The organism is Sorangium sp. So ce131, assembly GCF_051519095.1.
In the GTDB taxonomy this organism is placed as follows: domain Bacteria; phylum Myxococcota_A; class Polyangia; order Polyangiales; family Polyangiaceae; genus Sorangium.
The window spans coordinates 2,171,688-2,190,043 of record NZ_CP150455.1 but is presented as its reverse complement, the minus strand read 5'-3'; the positions used below and the strand labels follow the sequence as shown (position 1 = coordinate 2,190,043).

The following is an 18,356-nucleotide window of genomic DNA, read 5'->3' as shown; positions in this document are numbered from 1 at the left end:
CGGGGCCGCGCCGTGAGGGCGCGCGGTACGGCGTTTCCCGCGACGATCGCCCCGGAGCGCTGCGCTCTACCGGCGGCGAACACGGCGCCGTGGCCAGAGGGCTGTCAACCTGGAGTTGACACGGTGGACAGGGGCCAGCACCGCTGCGCCACGACGGCGTCGTCAGAGCCTCGGTGCCCCAGGGCGCGGCGAGGAGCTCCCGTGTCCAGACCGCCGCTCTCGTGCTGCTGCCTCGACCATCGCAGCTCCCACCTTCTCGGTATACCCTCGACCACCACCATGCGATAGGTCGAGCCGTGCCGACGCTCATCTACAACCCCGGCGGCCCTGAGGAGCAGGTCTTCGTCATCGGAGACGCCTCGGTCACCATCGGCCGCGCGGAGGATCAGACGATCTGCATCCCGCACAAGAGCCTGTCGCGCAACCAGGCGCGCATCGAGCTGTCGGAGGGCAGGTTCTTCATCGTCGACCTGCAGAGCAAGAACGGTACGTTCGTGAACGGCGTGCGCGTCCAGCGCAAAGAGCTCCGGAGCGGCGACACGGTGACGCTCGGCGATCTGGACCTGCTCTTCACGGCAGACGCCGCTACCCCGTACGATCCGTCGCTCCGGCCGCAGGCGATCCGCCCGCTGACGCACACCTCCATCGGCAAGCTCGTGGGGGATACGAAGCCCGGCGGCACCGGCGGCAGGCCGAGCGCGGAGGCCAGGCTGCAGATCCTGATCGAGGTCGCCAAGCTGCTCCCGGTCTCCGAGGACATCGATACCCTGCTCCACAGGATCCTCGATCTGATCTCCCAGATCCTCAACGTGGACCGCGGCGTCATCCTGCTCGTCGACGAGGCGACGCGCCGGCTCGAGCGGCGCGCGGTGAGGACGGCGCGCCCGCCGCCGGACGACGAGCCGATCTTCAGCCAGCACATCGTCGACTACGTGCTTCGCAACAACGTGGCGGCGCTCTTCGCCGATGCCGTCCTCGACCCGCGCCTCGACGCGGCGCGCTCCGTCGCCGACCAGTCGATCCGCGCCTCGATGTGCGTCCCGCTCAGGCCCAAGGACGACGTGATCGGCGTGCTCTACGTGGACAACCTCCGCGCGGCGGACATCTTCACCGAGCCGGATCTGGAGTTCCTCGTGGCGTTCGCGAGCCAGGCGGCCGTGGCCGTGCAGAACGCCTCGCTGTACCAGCGCATCGAGCGCGAGACGGTGGAACGCATGCAGCTCGTGCTGGACGCGAAGCTCGCGGCGCTCGGCGGCGTCGTGGCGGGGGTCGCTCACGAGATCCGCAATCCGTTGAATTTCATCCACAATTTCGCGGACATGGCCGCGGAGGTGGCCGAGGACCTGGCCGGCGGGCTGCGCGCGCAAGAGGCGCGGATGGCCCCAGGCGCGCTCGCGCAGGTCGAGGGAGATCTGGCGCGCCTGCGCGACGCCACGGCCCGGATCGTCGAGCATGGCCGGCGCGCGGACGCGATCATCAAGAGGATGCTCCAGCACGCCCGGCGCCCGTCGGACGAGCGCGCGCCGGCCGACCTGAACGCGGTGGTCGACGAGGGCGTGCGGCTCGCGCGCGCCGGGGCGCAGGGCGGCGAGCTCGATGTGCGCGTCGTCGCGGCGTACGATCCGGGGATCGGGCCGGTTGAGATGGCGGCGCTCGACATAGGGCGGGTGTTCCTGAACGTGGTCGACAACGCGCTGTATGCGATGCGCGAGAAGAAGCGCGAGCGCGGCACCGGCTACGCGCCGGAGCTCCGCGTCCGCACCGCGGAACGGCGCGATCACGTGGAGGTACGCATCCGGGACAACGGGACGGGGATCCCGGATGCGGTCGCGGCGCGGATCTTCGAGCCGTTCTTCACGACGAAGCCGCCCGGGCAAGGAACGGGCCTCGGCCTGTCCTTGAGCCGAGACATCGTGGTGCAGGGGCACCAGGGGACGATGCGGGTGGAGAGCGAGGAGGGGGAGTACACGGAGTTCGTGATCACGCTGCCGAAGCGAGGGGACACGGCTCCGCCGTCGCGCGCTTGATGCGCGCCTTCCAGCTGTCACGCTCGGGCGGATCTAGCTCCCCACAGACGAGCTCTCCAGTGCGTAAAAGCGCGCAGGGTTGTCCCAGAGGATCTTCCGGACCACCGCCTCGGGCAGCACCTTCAAGAGCCCGAGCGCCTTGTCGACGATGTCGTTGTCATGATCGAGGTGCGGGAAGTCCGTGCCAAAGAGCAGGTTGTCCGCCCCGATGTGCTCGATGAGCGCGGGCAGGTAGGGCTCACCCGGCTCGACGGCGACGAAGCATTGTCGCTTGAAGTATTCCGACGGCTTGCGCTTGACGGTCTCCGCCACCTCCCCGGAGAGGTGTGCGTATTCGATCTCGTCGAGGCGATGGAGCCAGTAGGGCAGCCATCCGCAACCGGCCTCGAGGAACGCCACGCGCAGCCGCGGGTGACGCTCGAGCACGCCCCCCTCGATGAGCGCGAGCAGCGCCATCATTTGCTCCATCGGATGCGAGCAGGCGTGCTGCGCGAAATGGCTCTCGAACCTGTCGGCGCCGGTCGTGGACAAGCGTGTGTGCGTGCCCTCGTGCAGCCCGACCCCGACGGAGAGCCGCTCGCAGGTGGACCAGAAAGGCTCGTAAGCTGCGCTCGAGAGCAGCCGGCCCTTCACGGGGTTCGGCCGGACGACGACCGCCGTCCAGCCAAAGCTCGCCACGCGCTCTACCTCCTCGACCATCGATGCTGGGTCATGCGCGCTCATGAGCCCCACGCCTCGAAGCCGGACCGGATCTCGGCTGCAGTAGTCACGCAGCCAGTCATTGTAGGCCCGGGCCAAGGCGGTGCCGAGGTGCGCGTCCAGCGTGTCGACCCCCAGAAAGCAAGCAGCGAAGGACGGATACAAGAACGCCGCCTCTACCCCGCACCGGTCCATGGCGTCGAGCTGCCCGGCGGGGCTGGCTGCAGCAGCGAGATCGGCGTGCCGCTCATAAGCCGACCAGGCCAGCTCCACCTGGGCGCGCGGCGATATGTTTCGCAGCACCGGCTGCCCATCGAGCATGGGAACCGGGGGCAAAGGCCAGAGCGCCTTGGCTCCATAAAGCCGAACGCGCTCCTCCGGCGTGTCGCTGACCTCCGGCTCTTCGAGGTACGGCGCGCGGGAGCGCAGCTCAGCTGGCAGGTACTGCCTCCACATCTCGATGGGCTCTATGACATGCCGGTCGGCGTCGAGGACTCTGTAAGAAGCGCACATTGCCATTCCTCGGGTAACGTTCAGAGGCAAAGCGGCACGGGGTTGAGCTCGGCTTCGTCGAGCGGTCGCTCGCGGAGCTTCATCGCAACGGGGACGTCGTAGAGCCGTCCCGGCCCGAAGCGCGGCCAGAGATGGCGCAGCCCGGGGACGATGACCTTGACGACGCACAGATCGACGTCGAGGCGCGTCTGGTCGAGGACCAGCGTCTCGAGACCAGCTCGCGCGGCCCGCGCGACGCAGTCCATCACGTCGTCACGCAGATCGTCCCGCTGCGCTGCGGGGAAGTGCCCCCGCGTGCGCGCGGGGGCTGCCTCGTCGGGGAAGAGGAAGGACACGTCGCCCATGCCCCGTGGATCCCAGGGCTCGGGCGCTTCCGGAGACGGGTCGAAGATCTGATTGAGCTCGGTCAGGGCTCTTTGCACGCCGAGCCGCGCCTCCAGGTGGCAGCCGAGGCCTATCCACCACCGCGCGCCGCCATCGCGCAAGCCAAGCGCACAGAAAGCAGGGATTCCGAGGTCTGTGGTCAGATCGAGCACCCAGACGCGGCAGCCCATAGATCGATAGTGAGCCGCGACGTCCAGGAAGTATGGCTCACCAAAGCTCGCCAGATCGACCCCAGGGCGGCGCAGACGATTGTACCACCAGATCGCAGCGGCGTCTCGCTCCACGAGCTCCAAGAACGCCTGGAGGATCGCCTCCTCCAGACAGTTCCCTGCGGCGCTCCCGTTCGAGTTCCATTGACAGAATCGCTCCTCCAGCGGGACGGGGACATTCGCGTAGCAGTACGTGGTTGGAGCCCATCGTCGACGCGCGTCGCGCAATGACCAGACCGGCGACCAGTCCATGGCGACCGAAGCATCGAAGGGCAATGGCACGAGTCGACCATCGCCAGAGGCGCGCGCGTTCGTCTCGTCTCGTCGTCCAAGCTGCGCCGTGCTGAAGCCCTGAAGCTCGTCGGGGTGGATCCCCTCGTCGCCAAGATCGCCGAGGCGGGCCCGGCGGCGAGGTTCATCGCCCCGGAACACCGCGCTGTGGCGCTCGATGGCCTCGCACAAGGCGCTCGCTCGCGCCTGCGCGGGCGTGCGGCCCTTGCCCATCGCGATCCGGCGAAAATCGTCGAAGGACGGCGCGGCGTGCGCAGGACAGTTGCGATACGCCGCCCCGTACACCGGTCGGAGCGGATGATCTCGCTCCGGGATAGGTCCCACGCTGGCGACGAACCCGGTCACCGGGCTGATCTGCTTCGCGAGCCGCGTCCAGGTCTCCTCTGGGGCGGCAGAACGGTGGCCGCCGTCATCGGTGAAGCGCTTGGAGCGGCTCTCGAGGACCACCGGCGCGCACGCGCGCGCCGTCGCGAGCTCAGGATCGCCGCATGCTGGACATTGAGGATACCGGACCAGAGCGTGTGCTTCCGTCGAGAGGCGCAGTAGATCCACGGTGATCACGTCATCGAGCCGCTCTGCGCCGCCGCTCACGATCCAGCGCGCGATGGCGAGCGCCGCGAGGTTCGCGCCCGCCTGCGCGCTGGACTGAACCTCAGGTTGTGTCCGCGGGGGCAACCGGCGCTGGGTCGCGTGGCGCTCGAGGTAGACCTCGACGGGGCGGTTGATCCGCAGACGGTGGGCCATGCAAGCCCAGCACGGACCGGAGCCGGGGCGGAATACCGGCCCGAGCCAGACCTCCATCCCGACCGGCTTCACGAGCGTCCAGGAGAGGCCTTGATCGAGCGCGCGGCGGTTGAAGCGATGGAGCGAGGGGTCCAGGTAGTCGTCCACGACGACGACATGCATCGATGCGTCGTCCCCGAGCCGCACGCCAGCGCCAGAGAGCGCGTCCGACGTCGGCTTCGGGTCTACCCCGGACATGCCGTGCACCACGACGGGCATCGAGGCGAAGCGCTCTTCGACACGGTCGGCGCTGACCCCCTGCGCCTCCCAGAAAGCTGCCGCGCCGGGAGGGAGGGGGCGCGCCGCCTCGACGAGATAACCTCGCTGCTCGAGGTTGATCAGGGCCAGCAGGATCTCCGGCGGCGGCGCGCCTCCGGCGAGCGCGTCCAGGATCTGCGCGACCGTGCGATGGCCATCAATGAGCGGCGCGACGAGGGCGTACCCGCGGCCTCGGAGCATGACGGGGTCGCGATCGCCGAGCAGGAATACCCGCTCGGCGTCGAGCGGACAGGAGTACAAATGCTGTTTGAACCGAAGGACCCTGTGCATCATCGCATCAACCTGCTACCATCGGAACCCGCTCCTATACCGGACAGACGCTGCGCATCACGGATGCGGAAGCGAAGAAGACGATGTCTACATTCCAGAGAACTACGCCGTCGGTCGGCTGTGCCCCGCTGTCACTCCATCCCGGAGCGCAGGGGGCACGTGCGCTGCTGCTGGTGCCGCCCTTCGCGCGGTTCGACCTGCCGCACCTCGGCGTGCATCTCCTCCAAGCCTGCGCGAGGCGCGCCGGCTCCGAGGTCGCCGTGCTCTACCCCGGGATGCACCTCGCGCGAGAGATCGGGGAGCAGCTTTATCACGCGATCGCGGAGAGCACTTCTCCCCACATGTATGGCGAGCGCATCTTCGCTCGGGCCGCGTACGGGGTGCCGCTCCTCGGACGTCGGGCGGAGGAAGCCCTCGCCGGGCTCAGGCAAGAGCTCGTCTGCCATGAGATCGGACGGGGGGCGACCCGCTGTATCATCGACTATGATTTGTTGCGACGCCTCGCGACGCACGCAGAGGGATGGGTCGACCGGATGGCCGAAGCGATCACATCGCTCGGCTGTCCGGTCGTCGGGTGTACGGCGATGTTCGAGCAGACGGCGGCGTCGATCGCCCTCCTCCGTCGCGTAAAGCGGCGCGCCCCGTCCACGGTAACTGTCTTCGGCGGCGCCAACAGCTTTGGCGACATGGCCGAGGGGATAGCGTCGCTCTCGCCCGCTGTAGATTATGTGTTTTCCGGAGAGAGCGAGCGCGCTTTCCCCGCGTTCCTCGCTGGTGTCCTCGCTGGTGAGAGGCCGGCTGAGCGCGTGGTCCAAGGAGAGCCGTGCGCGGACCTCGAGGGTCTGCCCACTCCTGATTACACGGATTATTATGCCCAGCGGCGAACTTATCTGGGAGAAGATCCGGCCGCGCTCGGGCAGATCCTGCTGCCCTACGAGAGCAGCCGAGGCTGCTGGTGGGGACAGAAGCACCACTGCACGTTCTGCGGCGAGGCAGTCATGCGGTACCGCGAGAAATCGGCCGAGCGAGTCATCGAGGAGCTCGGCCGCCTCCTCGAAAGGCACCCGTCGCGCCGGGTCTGCAACGCGGACGACATCATGCCTCACTCGTACTTCAAGACGTTGCTCCCGCGCCTCGGCCTCGAGTTGCCTGGGCTGGAGGTGTTCTATGCGCAGAAGGCGAACCTCACGCTGAAGAAGGTTCAGGCGCTCCATCGCGCGGGCGTGACGGGCATCCAGCCAGGCATCGAGGCGCTTTCGTCCCCGTTGCTGCGGCGAATCGACAAGGGGATCCTCGCGCGGCAGAACATCGCGCTGCTCCGCTACGCGCGTTCGACGTATCTGAGCCTCGTCTGGTCGCTCATTCATGGCTTTCCTGGGGATGAGCCCGAGGACTACGCCCACTACGTAACGCTCCTGCCCCTCCTTCGGCACCTGGAGCCGCCTCGGTCCTTCGCGCCGCTCCTCATCTTCCGCTTCAGCCCTTACTGGAAATGGCCAGAGCGTTACGGGATCAAGGACCTTCGCCCCGCGTCGGCCTGCGCCGATATCCTGCCTGAGGGGGTCGATGCCTCGCGGATTGCTTACTCGTTCGAGGGTCGTTTCGACAGCGTGATCACCCGCGCCCCGACGCTCGTCAAAGCTATCCAGCGCGAGGTCGAAGCCTGGGAAAGCGCCTGGTGCGCGGGCGACGGCGTGCTTCCCGAGCTCTCGATCTGCCGCATGGCACCGGACGTTTATCTGATGAGGGACACACGTGGCCTTGCAGGGACGCTTCCCCTCCAACTGCTCCCAAGAACCCGCGCCGCGGCGGCCCTCGTCGGCCGCCCGCTGTCCTCCCCGGGCAAGCTGGCGCCGGAGATCGCGTGGGCTGCGTCCGCGCGATGCGCCGTGCAGCTCGACGCGTGGCACGTCCCTCTGGCGACAGCGCAGCCCGAGCTGCTCGAAGAGCTCGAAGCGGAGTACGGTCATGAAGCTGATCACTCGTCGGACGACCACGCGTTCATCGCTCCGCGGGCGCTCGTGAGGCGCGTGCGTTCGGTGCGGTCAGGGTAAAGGTCGGCTCAAAGGCTGGTGAACGGATACGTCCTGCCGGTGGCCAGGTAAGCAGAGAGCGCCACGGCCTGGTGGCTCTGATCGGGTTTAGGGGGTAGATACATCGTCAACTCGCTCTTCTTCAGAAACCAGATGTGGTTGGCTGGATCCCATCCGGGCTTTCTGCCCATCGCGTCCTTGGTGTCCGCATCCATACGGGAGACCGTCAGAGTGATTCCGTCGGGGACCCGGTAATTGCAGTGCACAGCGAAGAACGTGACGGGATCCCCGATCAAGGCATCCTCCAGATCTTTATCGGACCATGCGAGGGCGATCGCCATCATCCAGGCGTCCTGCCATTTCAATGCGGAACGGATGCCATGGAGGGGATCCTCCGGGCCAGCAGCCGAGGCACCCCCGCCGCCAAGCTTGGTCATCGTGAAGTAATCGTCCTTGTTGATCGTCACTTTTCGCCTCTCTTATTGCTGTTGCGATCCACACCGACATCTCTCACTGGGCGAGCTCGTCGAGCAGGCGTTGCGCGTGCTCCAGTGTCTTCGTCTCGAAGCCTTCCGAGAACCATCCCCGCACCGCCGAGAGCAGCTCGTGCGCCTCCCGCCGCCTGCCCCGATCCCGGAGGAGACGGGCGAGCTCCGCTGTGGCGTCGAGCTCCTCCGTCCTGGCGCGCTGGAGCTGCGCAACGTCGATCGCGCGGCGAAGGCACTCCTCGGCGAGCCCGACCGCTCCCGGATCTTTTAGCAGCAAGAACGTGCCCTTGAGCCGCAGCACGCCCGACCGGAACCAGTTGTCAGCGTGTTCTTCGGAGAATCGAAGCGCCTCGTCGAGGTGGCCTATGGCTTCCGTGACCATCCCGTGCGCGGCCTCGGCCTCGGCGAGGATCGACAGATAATAGGGCATCGCGGCGACCTGGCCCGTCGCCTTGTGGGCATCGAGGATGCGCGAGACCTCGGCCACGTCCTTCGTGGCCCAGCCCCGGAGGAGGCCCGCGTAAGCCCTGTTGAACGGCAGACCATACCGGTCCGCGATGGCGATCGACTCTCCGGTCACCTCGAGGACGCGCTCCGGCTCGCCGCGCAGGCGGTACACGGTCGCCGAGAAGAAGAGGCTCAGGGAGAGCATGTTCGGCTGGTTCAGCTCGCGCGCCCACGCGACGGCATGGCCGAGCTCCGCTTTTCCTCGATCCAGATACCCCAGGAGCGCCAGCGAAAGTCCCAGTACGATGTGGGCGAAGGCCTTGGGGTCGAGGCCGTAGACGAGAACCATCTCCCGGTGCTGCGTGGGATCGTGCAGGACGAGCACCCGCTCCGCGGCCGCGCGGCCCTCCTCGATCCGGCCTGCCATCACGAAGCACTGCGCCAGCACGGCGTGGGCTGCTAGCTCTTGCGACGCGTCTCCGGCTTCACGGGCCAGGTTGACCAATCGCTCCGCGAGCTCGAGTGACTTGGCCCGCTCCGACTTCATGTGGTGGTAGATGACGAGGGCGTACAAGGTTGGAAACGTATGCGGGCTCGTGCCGAGCGCGTCGCTGAGCTCGAGCGTGCGGGAGCCCAGCGCTTTCAGCGCCGTGGAGCCATAGCTGGTCGTGGCCATCAGCACGGGCATCAAGAGCGAGTTCAGCTCGAGCTCGGCGACCGTCCGCGCCGTCGGGTCGTCGATCGCCTCGATCCACAGGAGCGCCTGGCTGACCTGCCCGCGGGCCTCCGCATACGCCGAGCGGCGCAGCGCGGTCAGCGCGGCCTTTTGCGCGTACCCGATCGCCTCCCGCTTCTGCTCCGCCTCCGCGTGGTGATGGGCGAGCAGATCCGGCCGCTCGCTGACCACCTCCGCGAAGCTCTCCTCCAGCGCCTTGGCGACGCGCGCGTGCACCTGCTGCCGCGACCGCTTGAGCATCGACTCGTACGCCGAGTCCCGCACCAGCGCGTGCTTGAACAGGTACGCCGCGCTCCTCAGACGACGCTTCCTGTGCACGAGCTCCGCGGCGACGAGCTTGTCCAGATCCCCCTGCACCTCGGCCTCGCTGCGCAGGCTCACCGCGCGGAGCAGCTCGAACGTGAACTCCCGCCCGATCGCCGCCGCCACCTGCGCCGTCTCCTTCGCCCTGCCCAGCCGGTCGAGGCGCGCCACCAGCAAATCGCGCAGCGTGCCCGGGATGGCCATCTCCGACAGCGGCTTCGCCAGCGCGTAGCACCCCTCCTGCTCCACCAGCGCGCCGGCCTCGATCATCGCCAGCACCAGCTCCTCCACGAAGAGCGGCACGCCGTCGGTGCGGCCCGCGATCGTGTCGAGCACCTCCGCCGGCAGCGCGCGGCCCCCGGTGATCGTCATGGCCATCTGCTCGACCTCCGGCGGGCCGAGGCGCTCGAGCTGGATCTGGAGCGCCGCCGTCGGCGACCACGACGGCGGGAGCTCCGGCCGCGCAGTGAAGATCGCGAGCACGCGGGCCGAGCCCACCTCGCCGACGAGCTGGCCCAGGAGCTCCAGCGTGCTCGGATCGGCCCAGTGCAGATCCTCGATGAAGAGCGCGATCGGCTTCTTCTCGGCCATCTCGAAGAGCAGCGAGAGCACGGCGTTGCGCGTCAGCTCGCGCTGCTTCTGGGGCGAGACGTCGAGCGGCGCCCACTGCGTCGAGAGCGGGAGCGACAGGAGCGGCGCGAGGAGCGGCATCACCTCGCCGAGGTCGAACCCGTGCAGCGAGAGCATCGCCTCCAGCTGGTCCGCCTTGTCCTCGGGCGTCGCCTCGCGGCGCGGATCGGCCAGGCGGTCGAGCAGGTCGACGATGGGGTAGAACGCGCTGTTCACGCTGTCCGGCGTGCAGCGGCTCTCCAGCCAGGTGTGCGGCTCGTCGCGGATCTTCTCTTCGAGCTCGCGGGCCAGACGCGACTTGCCGATGCCCGGTTCGCCCGTGATGAGGATGGCCTGACCTGCGCCGCCGCGGACGCGGCCCCAGCGCTCGAGCAGCACGTCCAGCTCCCGCGCGCGACCGACGAGGGGCACGCCCCGGAGCCCGCCGGAGGCGCTCCCCTCTCGCAGCCGAAAGACCTCGACCGGCTCCTCGAAGCCCGCGAGCGGGCGCGAGCCGTCCTCCTCCAGCGCGAAGTGCTTGCGGAGCAGCCGCTGGGTCTCGCCGCTCACGAGGACGCTGCCGGGCTCGGCCGCCTCGCTGAGCAGGGCCGCGAGCTTCGGCGTCGCCCCCACGACGTAGCCGATGCCGGCGATCGTCGGATCGCGCAGCTCGCGCGCGATCACGAGCCCCGTGTGGATCCCGACGCGGAGGTCGATGCGCACCTTGCGCTCCGCCTCGAGCGCCCCCCTTCGCCCGAGCAGATCCGCCACCATCTCGCGCGCCGCCTCGGCCGCGCGGCGCGCGGCGTCCTCGCGCGCCGTCGGGTAGCCGAAATAGAACAGCACCCTGTCGCCCAGCACGCCGACGGCGTGACCGTTGAAGCGACGCGCGATCATCGTGCACGCCTCCTGCTGGAGGCCGAGGAGCTGATCGATCCCCTCGGTGTCCGCAGGTCCACGCGCCGTGCTCGACGCCGTCAGGATGCAGCACACGGCCGTGATCTGGCGCCGCTCCCCCTCCACCAGCTCCCTGGAGAGCCCTCCGTCGTTCCGCTCCCTCGCGAGCTCCACCGTCGCCGTCCGCATGTCCGGCGCGGCTCGCTGGAGCCGCGCGGGCGCGCTCCTCGACCGCAGCCCGCTCACGTCGCACTCCTCGAGCTCACGCAGGAGCCCCTCGGTCGTGACGTTGCGCGCCGCCGCGTCCTTGGCCGTCGCGCGCCGGAGGATGTCCCCGAGCGGATGCTCGAGGATGGCCGCGGGGATCGGGACCGGATCGGCGGAGAGCTGGCTATAGATCACGTCGGCCGCCGTGTCGCCCGCGATCGCGCGCTTGCCGGTCAGGCACTCGAGAAAGACGAGACCCCACGAGTAGAGATCGGAGCGCGGCGTCGGAGGCTGGCCGCGGAGCTGCTCGGGCGCGGCGTACGCGGGGGTGCCCACAGACTCGTTGGTCTGCGTGAGCCGCGTCTCCTCGTCGCGCCCCGCCTCCTCCATCTGCGCGCCGACGCCGAAATCGAGCACGAGCACGTTGCGCCGTGCGCCGGTCGGGATAACCGCGATGTTCGCGGGCTTGAGATCTCGATGAATTACGCCCTGCGCGTGCGCGCAGCCGAGGGCGTCGAGGATCTGCAGCATGAAGTGCCGCGCCTCGCGCGGATCCAGCGGGCCCTCCTCGGCGATGACGTGGGCGAGATCCTTGCCAGGCACGTAGGAGAAGACCGAATAGACGACCGCCTCGTCCGCTCGTCCCGAGTCGACGAGGCGAACGATGTTCGGGTGGTGGAGCTGCCCGCACAGCTGCATCTCGCGCTGGAAGCGCGCGACGCGCTTCTCGCGCGCCTGCGCCTGCGCCGTGCCCTTCGACCCGAGCTGCAGCACCTTGATGGCCACGAGCTGGCCCGTCGCGAGTTGCCGCGCCTTGTAGACGGTACCGAAGCCGCCCTCGCCCAGCTCGCCGAGAATCTCGTAACGGTCCGCCAGCACCGCGCCGATCTTCTGCCGAGAGTCCAAGCTACCCCCCCTGCCTTCGCTTTGCGCGTGGAATACTGCCTACAGCTTCATCCTACCTACCTGGACTTCGGTGCGCAGCGCAACACTTTTTAGCAATATGGGAAGCTGGCGATATGGCGAGCGAACCCGTCAGGATCGAATCCGCCGGGTCACGGGCTCCCCCACGGCGACCGTCTCGCGGTCGGCCTGAGCGGAGGAGGTGATCGCCGGCGCCGTGTGCGACCTCCGGGAGACGATCTCGACGATCTGTCGGGGTCCGCTGGCGCCCACGAAGGCGTGCTCCCCGCGCGGCGTGTTCTGGAAGAGCGAACCTTCGTCCGCGCAGGCGTCGCCGCTCAGGAGGATCTCGTTGGGCGCGGCCATCGCCGCCAGCTGGGCGGCGACGCTCGCCGCCTCGCCCATGGCGGCATAGTCGAGTCGCCCGCAGGACCTGGAGCCGACCTCGCCGAGGATGATCTCGCCCGCCGCCACGCCGATGGACAGGGCGCGAGCGAGCGGAGAATCCTTCCCTGCGCGGTGGTTCAGGGTCTCGAGCTGCGAGCGGACAGCCAGGCACGCGTCGAGCGCGTTCGCGAGGTGGCTCGGACCGCGGAAGATGACCACCACCGCGTCTCTGACGAACCTGTCGACCACTCCGCCTCGCGTCGTGAGCTCAGGCACGATGACCTCGAAGCTCGCGTTCAGCGACCGTATCGCCTCGTCCAGCTTCTTCCCCGCCGCGTCGTGGAGGCCGGCGAGCTGGATGAAGATGACAGAGCCTTTCACGCTCTCCCAGGCTCCCAGTCCATCAGCGCTCCGGAGTCGCTCGATGACGAGCGGGCTCACGAACATCCTCAGGGTGTTGTTCTCCTGGATGGATCGAGCGCTCTTGCGCAGCTCGTTCACCTGGCTGTACGTCTTGTGGACCGTGAGCTGGAGGTCCTTGGGATTGACGGGCTTGGTCACGAAGTCGAAAGCGCCGCGGTTCATCGCGGCGCGAATGTTCTTCATGTCCCCGTACGCCGACACGACCACCGCCCGCGCATACGGGTTCACCTCGCCGATATGGGAGAGCAACGTGAGCCCGTCCATGCGGGGCATGTTGATGTCGGTGAGGATGACGTCGATGTCCGGATCGGCGCGAAGCGCGTCGAGGGCGCGCTCGCCGTCGGCGGCGAAGGAGATCTCGTAGATCCCTTCCTGGATCTGCCGACGAAAAATATGCTTCACGAGGAACTCGGTGTCGGGCTCATCGTCGACGACCAGGATCTTGGCGGAGCGCAGCCTGGCCTCGTCGCCGAGCGAGGCGAACGCCGCGGCGAGCTCGCGCGCCGACTGGAAGCGCTGAGTCGGGTCCTTGGCGAGCGCGCGCACGAAGAAGCGGTCGACCTCGCGCGACAGCTCGGGCAAGAGGCCGGAGGGGGGAGGGAACGGATCCGTGCAGATGCTGATGACGAGGCTGCCTACCCCTTTCCCTGTGAACGGCAGCTCGCCGGTGAGCGCGTGATAGGCCATGATCCCCAGCGACCACAGGTCGCTCCGGTGGTCCACCGTGGAGTCGCGAACCTGCTCAGGGCTCATGTACGCCGGCGTCCCCACGAGGTCCCCAGGGCAGGTGAGATCGACCGAGTCGCAGCCCGTGAGCATCGCGGCGACGCCGAAATCGAGGATCTTCACCGTCTCCGCAGCCTCGGTCCGCGCGAAGAGCACGTTCGCCGGCTTCAGGTCGCGGTGCACGATGCCCGCGGCGTGCGCAGCTGCGAGGCCGCGCGCCACCTGCGTCACGACGGACGCTACCGCGCTGAGCGGGAGCCGCTTGACCCGGCTGAGTCGCGCCTGGAGGTCCTCGCCGTCGAGGAGCTCCATCGCGATATAGGGGCGGCCGCGATCGATGCCATAATCATAGATGCTGACGACATGCGGGTCGCGGAGCCGTGCGATCGCCGTAGCCTCTCGCTCGAAGCGAATGCGGGCCGGTGTCCAGTCCACCTGCGCAGCGCTCATCAGCTTGAGCGCGACGCACCGCTTCAGGCTGGAATCCTCGGCCTCCCATACCTGACCCATGCCGCCTTCGCCGATGCGTCTTTTCAGTATATACCTGCCGGCGACGATGGGATCCGCCATGACTTACAACGCTACATGTAGCATGGAGAGAGCGTCAACGGTGCGTTTTTGTAAATCTACTCACATCACCGTCCTGCGCTCGGGTGGCGGCGTCAGCGTCGTGGATCCTGCCGGCGATGAGGCGGCGCGGGGCGCGCGATGCGTTCCGGGGCGCGGTGACTGCCGTGGAGTTGCCCCTCGCGCTCTCGGACGTGCGGGGCGCGCCCCGGGCCGCACGGGCGCGACCCGAAGCCGCGATCCATGCTCGCCTCATGCCCATCTTCGAGAAGCGCACGCGCATCGCCGCCCCTCCAGAGCGGGTCTTCGCCTTTCACGAGGAGCCTGACGCCCTCGAGCGGCTCACGCCCCCCTGGGAGCAGGCGCGGGTCGTGGAGAAGACCGGCGGCATCCTGGTCGGCGCGCGCGTGGTGGTGGAGGTGCGCGTGGGCCCCGTCCCGCTGCGCTGGGTCGCCGAGCACACGCAGTACGAGCCGGGCCGGATGTTCCAGGACACGCAGCGCAGCGGTCCCTTCAAGCGCTGGGTCCACACCCACCGCGTGGACCCCGACGGCGCGGGCGGCAGCTACCTGACCGATCACGTGGAGTACGAGCTGCCGTTCGGCGCCCTCGGTCGGCTCGGCGGAAGCCACTTCGTCCGGCGCAAGCTCGAGCGCATGTTCGACTACCGCCACGAGGTGACGCGGCGGGCCTGCGAGGGGGCGCCGCCGCCGTAGCCGGCGCACGGTCGTCGCGCCGCGCGCCGTCCAGGCCCGCAAGCGCGGCGCGGCGTCCCCTGCCCTCGGCCCTTCTTCAGCGGCGCGGATCACCCTCCGGCCGGCCGCCCGGGTGCGCCGGATCGAACTGCGCTGGCCGGTCTTCGTGCGGTCCGTCCGCCGTGTATCCCCTCTGCGACGTGCCCTGCTGGCGAGCGATCTCCTCGACGTCGCTCGCGCCCTGGGTGGTCTCGTCGTTCAGCTGCCGCGTCGGCGCCCCCGGCTCCTGCTGCTCGCCACCGACATGCGGCTCAGCCTGCTTGGTCTTGTTCCCCTGCTGTTTCGTCGGTTCCATTCCTCGAGCCTGGAGCCCGATCGCCGACTGTAAAGCCCTCGTCTTGCCAAGATCGGCGTCGGATCCAAGATCACTCGAGCAGCGCGCACACGCGGCGACGCAAGTGACGCAAGCGACGCAAGGAGAACGGGTATGGCTATCTACCGATGCGGAGGCTGCAGCTCGATCAACCGGGTGGCGGACGAGCGGGTGAACGACGGGCCCCGCTGTGGCCGCTGCAAGGCCCAGCTCGACACGACCGGCGCTCCGCAGGCGGTGGACGGCGCCGCGCTCGCGCAGGCCATCGAGGGCTCTCCCATTCCCATCCTGGTCGACTACTGGGCCACCTGGTGCGGTCCCTGCCGGATGGTGGCGCCGGCCGTCGAGGAGCTGGGTCGCAGGAACGCCGGCAAGCTCCTGGTCTTCAAGGTCGATGTCGACGCGAACTCCGAGGAGGCCCGGCGCCGGCGCATCCAGGGGGTGCCGGCCTTCGTGCTGTTCCACGGGGGGCGAGAGGTGGACCGGCGCGCCGGTGTGACCTCCCGCGCCGATCTAGAGCGCTGGATCGCGACCCGGGCCGCGCAGCCCGCCCCACACGCGAGCGGCGCCGGCGCCAGCCGCTGACCCGCTCCCGGCTCCTCCTGGATCGAGGAGAAATAGACGCGAGAACGGGACTGCAGAGGCACAGATCCACGTCCTCGGTTTCCGGGCAGAAGCGCGCTGTATTCCGTGTAGAGCGCTGCGTTCGTTTCAGGTTCTGCGCGTCCAGGGGAGGCGCAAACACGTCTCTCGAGACTACGTTCGGAACTTGGCCGGTCCCCTCCCTTCCGGCGTAGTCACGGCCTCGTGCCGAGCACACCGCACGAGGTCCTGATCGTCGCGCTGCGCGAGCAGCCGGGGTTGCTCGGCGCGCTCGTCGCCAAGCTCACGGGCGTGACGCTGCCGCGGAGCCTCAAGCCGGCCGACGCCACGGTCCGCTTCGTCAAGCCTGCGGAGCTGCGGCTCGACCTCGTGCTTCAGGGCGGCCGGCGTCGCTGGGTCCTGGTCGAGCTGCAGCGCAGCGTCGATCCGGCCAAGCGCCGGCGGTGGCCGCTCGCGGCCAGCCTGCTCTTCAATCAGACCGGCGCGCCTGGCGACGTGGTGGTCATCACCGCGCGCCGCGCCGTCGCCCGCTGGGCCGAGCGTGTGGCTTGCGTGCGCACGCGGCTCGGGACCGTGCTCCAGCTCAAGCCGGTCGTGCTTCACCTCGGCCCCTCCGAGAGCAAGAGGCTCCTCGACGAGCGCCACCCGGAGCTCGCGCTCTTCGCGGCGTGGGCGATGCAGCACCGCCATGGGCCCCGGGCGCGCGCCGTGGTGGAGCGGGCGTTCGAGCTGACCGAGCGGCTGCCGCGCCCGTTGCGGGGTGCACAGCAGCGTGCGATCTTGTCCGTGCTCAGCGAGCGCATGCTGGCGCTCCTCAGGGAGGCCTCGATGAACCCCGACAAGATCCCCGAAACGCCGGCTGCGAGGAAGCTGCGCCTCTTCCTCGAATCGCAGGGGCGGAAGAAGGGGCGCGCCGAGGGCGAGGCCAAGGGGCGCGCCGAGGGCGAGGCCAAGGGGCGCGCCGAGGGCGAGGCCAAGGGGCGCGCCGAGGGCGAGGCCAGGGGCCGGCAAGAGGCGCTGCTCACGCTGCTGCGGGCGCGCGGCCTCTCGCCCTCGCAGGACGACGAGGCGCGCATCCGGGCCTGCGCCGACACGGCGAAGCTCGACCGGTGGATCGCGCAGGCTGCCACGGCCACGACCGTGCGCGAGGCGCTCGGGGCGAAGATCTCGGGCACGAGGGCCCGCCCCCCGGCGCCACGGCGCGCGCGGCCAGCAGGCGGGCCGCGGCCCTGAGCCGGGGCCTGCGGGCGCCCCCGCGGCCCTGAGCCGGGGAGCGCGCTACGTCGAGCGAGGGTCGCCCGCCCCGAACGCGGCGCGGGCAGCGACGCCGCGGGACGCGCGGTAGCGGGCGAGCTCGCCGAACTGCGCGAGCCGAGCGCGCACGATGTTCCTGCTGATGCCGAGCAGCCGCGCCGTCTGGAGCTGGTTCCGGTCGCAGTAGCGGTACGCGGTCCGGATGATCGTCTCCTCGATCTGCTCGTGCAGGTTCGGCAGGTTCTGCTCGAACAGCGCGAGCAGCGCGCCCTCCAGCGACGCCGCCTGCGGCGTCGGCCTCACCTGCGACGCGACCGGCGTCCCCCGCTCCGAGGGCGGCGGGCTCGACGACGCCGACTTCGGCTGGAGCGCCGTGAGGCGCAGGTCCGCGGCGACGATCTGGCTGCCCTTGCAGACGAGGAGCGCGTGATGGATGGCGTTCTCGAGCTCCCGGATGTTCCCGGGCCAGGGGTGCTCCAGGAGCCGCGCCGCCGCCTCCGTCGTGAGCGCCGCCGGCGCCGCGCCGAGCCGGCGGGCGTAGAGATCGATGAAGTAGCGCGCGAGCGGGAGGATGTCGCCCGGCCGCTCGCGCAGCGGCGGGAGCGAGAGCGTCGCGACGTTGAGGCGGTAGAAGAGATCCTCGCGGAACTTCCGCGCGGTCACCGCCTCCTCCAGGTCGACGTTCGTCGCCGCGATGAGCCGCACGTCGATGGGGATCGGCTGCCGCGAGCCGAGCCGCACCACCTCGCGCTCCTGCAGCACCCGGAGCAGCTTCACCTGGAGCGGCAGCGAGAGATCCCCGATCTCGTCGAGGAACAACGTCCCGCCGTCCGCCGCCTCGAACCAGCCGGCCTTCGACGTCGTCGCCCCCGTGAAGGCGCCCTTCTCGTGGCCGAACAGCTCGCTCTCCACCAGCGACTCCGACCAGGCGCCGCAGTTCACCGCTACGAAGGGCCGGCCGCGGCGGTGGCTCAGCGCATGGATGTGCCGCGCGACCAGCTCCTTCCCCGTGCCGGTCTCCCCGGTCACGAGCAGGGTCGCGTCGCTGGGCGAGAGCTGCCGGATCCGGTCGAGGATGGCCTGCGACCGGGGATCCTCGAAGACCAGCGCCTTCGCGCGGAGGGAAAGGGCCAGGGCGCCGGGGTTGGGAAGCGTCAGCAGCGGCATCGTCATCGGGCTTCACTCACCATGATAGCAGATGGTTCGTCCAGTATAACGGATGACCATGCCGCGCGCCAGGATTGATCCTA

12 protein-coding genes are annotated in these 18,356 nt (G+C 69.2%); 5 read left to right on the top strand and 7 right to left on the bottom strand.

Annotation, left to right across the window (positions count from 1 at the left end; translation table 11 throughout):
* The first annotated feature begins 296 nt into the window (after positions 1–296).
* Positions 297–2,027, top strand: a complete 1,731-nt coding sequence (locus WMF43_RS07990) for an ATP-binding protein (RefSeq protein WP_437678789.1) — start codon at positions 297–299, stop codon at positions 2,025–2,027.
* 33 nt (positions 2,028–2,060) lie between these two features.
* Here the strand turns inward: WMF43_RS07990 and WMF43_RS07985 are convergent, their stop codons facing one another.
* Positions 2,061–3,239 (bottom strand): amidohydrolase family protein, encoded by a 1,179-nt coding sequence (locus WMF43_RS07985; protein WP_437678787.1) that lies wholly within the window; start codon positions 3,237–3,239, stop codon positions 2,061–2,063.
* 20 nt (positions 3,240–3,259) lie between these two features.
* The gene (locus tag WMF43_RS07980; RefSeq protein WP_437678785.1) at positions 3,260–5,458 is read right to left on the bottom strand and encodes a TOMM precursor leader peptide-binding protein; all 2,199 of its coding nucleotides are present in this window, start codon (positions 5,456–5,458) and stop codon (positions 3,260–3,262) included.
* Positions 5,459–5,538: 80 nt separating this feature from the next.
* Between WMF43_RS07980 and WMF43_RS07975 the strand changes: the two genes are divergently transcribed.
* Complete coding sequence (locus WMF43_RS07975) at positions 5,539–7,509, top strand: RiPP maturation radical SAM C-methyltransferase (protein WP_437678784.1); 1,971 nt, start codon at positions 5,539–5,541, stop codon at positions 7,507–7,509.
* Between the two features lie 8 nt (positions 7,510–7,517).
* On the opposite strand, the gene WMF43_RS07970 is transcribed toward WMF43_RS07975, so the two are convergent.
* The 3 genes from WMF43_RS07970 to WMF43_RS07960 form a co-directional block, all read right to left on the bottom strand.
* On the bottom strand, positions 7,518–7,955 hold the full coding sequence (locus WMF43_RS07970; RefSeq protein WP_437678783.1) for a BMA_0021/BMA_0022 family TOMM bacteriocin: 438 nt from the start codon (positions 7,953–7,955) through the stop codon (positions 7,518–7,520).
* 43 nt (positions 7,956–7,998) lie between these two features.
* Positions 7,999–12,081 carry a TOMM system kinase/cyclase fusion protein gene (locus tag WMF43_RS07965; protein ID WP_437678781.1) on the bottom strand — a complete coding sequence of 1,361 codons (4,083 nt, stop codon included), beginning with the start codon at positions 12,079–12,081 and terminating at the stop codon, positions 7,999–8,001.
* A 129-nt stretch (positions 12,082–12,210) separates the two neighbouring features.
* Positions 12,211–14,184, bottom strand: coding sequence for a protein kinase domain-containing protein (locus tag WMF43_RS07960; RefSeq protein WP_437678780.1), 1,974 nt, complete (start codon positions 14,182–14,184; stop codon positions 12,211–12,213).
* 251 nt (positions 14,185–14,435) lie between these two features.
* On the opposite strand from WMF43_RS07960, the gene WMF43_RS07955 reads away from it, so the two are divergent.
* Positions 14,436–14,897, top strand: a complete 462-nt coding sequence (locus tag WMF43_RS07955) for an SRPBCC family protein (protein WP_437678778.1) — start codon at positions 14,436–14,438, stop codon at positions 14,895–14,897.
* A 76-nt stretch (positions 14,898–14,973) separates the two neighbouring features.
* Here WMF43_RS07955 and WMF43_RS07950 read toward each other — a convergent pair whose 3' ends face one another.
* On the bottom strand, positions 14,974–15,231 hold the full coding sequence (locus tag WMF43_RS07950; protein ID WP_437678777.1) for a hypothetical protein: 258 nt from the start codon (positions 15,229–15,231) through the stop codon (positions 14,974–14,976).
* Between the two features lie 132 nt (positions 15,232–15,363).
* Between WMF43_RS07950 and WMF43_RS07945 the strand changes: the two genes are divergently transcribed.
* Positions 15,364–15,834: a thioredoxin family protein gene (locus WMF43_RS07945; RefSeq protein WP_437678775.1), complete on the top strand. Its 471-nt coding sequence runs from the start codon at positions 15,364–15,366 to the stop codon at positions 15,832–15,834.
* Between the two features lie 222 nt (positions 15,835–16,056).
* Positions 16,057–17,085 carry a hypothetical protein gene (locus WMF43_RS07940; protein ID WP_437678773.1) on the top strand — a complete coding sequence of 343 codons (1,029 nt, stop codon included), beginning with the start codon at positions 16,057–16,059 and terminating at the stop codon, positions 17,083–17,085.
* Positions 17,086–17,130: 45 nt separating this feature from the next.
* Here the strand turns inward: WMF43_RS07940 and WMF43_RS07935 are convergent, their stop codons facing one another.
* A complete protein-coding gene (locus WMF43_RS07935; protein ID WP_437683965.1) occupies positions 17,131–18,273 on the bottom strand; it encodes a sigma-54 interaction domain-containing protein in 1,143 nt (380 codons plus the stop codon).
* Between the last annotated feature and the right edge of the window lie 83 nt (positions 18,274–18,356).

Coding starts and splice junctions, on each gene's coding strand:
- WMF43_RS07985 (WP_437678787.1), bottom strand. CDS start 3,239: ATGTGCGCTTCTTACAGAGTCCTCGACGCCGACCGGCATGTCATAGAG.
- WMF43_RS07980 (WP_437678785.1), bottom strand. CDS start 5,458: ATGATGCACAGGGTCCTTCGGTTCAAACAGCATTTGTACTCCTGTCCG.
- WMF43_RS07975 (WP_437678784.1), top strand. CDS start 5,539: ATGTCTACATTCCAGAGAACTACGCCGTCGGTCGGCTGTGCCCCGCTG.
- WMF43_RS07960 (WP_437678780.1), bottom strand. CDS start 14,184: ATGGCGGATCCCATCGTCGCCGGCAGGTATATACTGAAAAGACGCATC.
- WMF43_RS07955 (WP_437678778.1), top strand. CDS start 14,436: ATGCCCATCTTCGAGAAGCGCACGCGCATCGCCGCCCCTCCAGAGCGG.
- WMF43_RS07950 (WP_437678777.1), bottom strand. CDS start 15,231: ATGGAACCGACGAAACAGCAGGGGAACAAGACCAAGCAGGCTGAGCCG.
- WMF43_RS07945 (WP_437678775.1), top strand. CDS start 15,364: ATGGCTATCTACCGATGCGGAGGCTGCAGCTCGATCAACCGGGTGGCG.
- WMF43_RS07935 (WP_437683965.1), bottom strand. CDS start 18,273: ATGCCGCTGCTGACGCTTCCCAACCCCGGCGCCCTGGCCCTTTCCCTC.